This window comes from Micromonospora sp. AMSO12t, from assembly GCF_008806585.1.
Taxonomy (GTDB): domain Bacteria; phylum Actinomycetota; class Actinomycetes; order Mycobacteriales; family Micromonosporaceae; genus Micromonospora; species Micromonospora reichwaldensis.
Genome location: NZ_WAAS01000542.1, coordinates 1 through 807, shown reverse-complemented (window position 1 = coordinate 807; position 807 = coordinate 1). Strand labels below are relative to the sequence as shown.

General features: G+C 72.4%; 1 protein-coding gene. It reads left to right on the top strand.

Going from position 1 to position 807, the window contains the following annotated elements; all coding sequences use genetic code 11:
* Positions 1–63 precede the first annotated feature (63 nt).
* Positions 64–807: helix-turn-helix domain-containing protein (locus F6X68_RS32865; protein ID WP_151457859.1), on the top strand; the 744-nt coding region annotated here is incomplete at its 3' end.

Below are 807 nucleotides of genomic sequence, written 5' to 3'. Positions count from 1 at the left end.
TGGGTGAGCGTGGTGGCGGCTGGGGTGTTGCTAAAGGGTTCTTTATAAAGATAGCTTTAGGGTATGTCGTTGCCCGAGGTGAAACTCTCCGACCCCAAGGCCCTGCGCGGGTACGCACACCCGCTGCGGATGGCGCTGATCGGTCTGCTGCGCCAGCAGGGCCCGATGACTGCGACCCAGGCTGCCGAGCGGCTCGGCGAGAGCGTCCCGAACTGCTCGTTCCACCTCCGGCAGCTCGCCAAGTACGGGCTCGCCGAGCGGGCACCCGGCGCCGACGCCCGCGAGCGGCCCTGGCGGGCCACCGCCCTCAACACCTCCTGGGACGACGTCTCGGACGACCCGCAGACCCGCGCGGCCGTCGACGAACTGAGCGCCGTCCAGCTCGCCCTCTACGTCCGCAAGGCCGAGGAGTTCCTGGCCCGGCGCGCCGAGGAGTCGACGGCCTGGCGGGCGGTCACCGGCTTCGCCGACCGGCCGGTCTACGTCACCGTCGACGAGATGGCCGCGCTCAGGGCACGGATCGACGCCCTGGTCACCGAGTACGACGACCGGATCGCCGACCCGGCGAAGCGTCCGGCCGGCAGCCGGAAGGTCAGCCTCATCCGCCTGGCCCTCCTCGCCGATCCGCCACCCACCGATGCCCTCGCCGACGCCACCGGCCCTACCACCACCGCTGCCACCAATGACAGCCCGACCACCGCCAGCACCAACACGGCCGTCGCCGGAGCCAGCCCGACCACCGACCACGCCAACGCGGCCACCACCGGCGCCGCCGGCGGCGGGGACGGCGGCGGGGACGGTGACGGT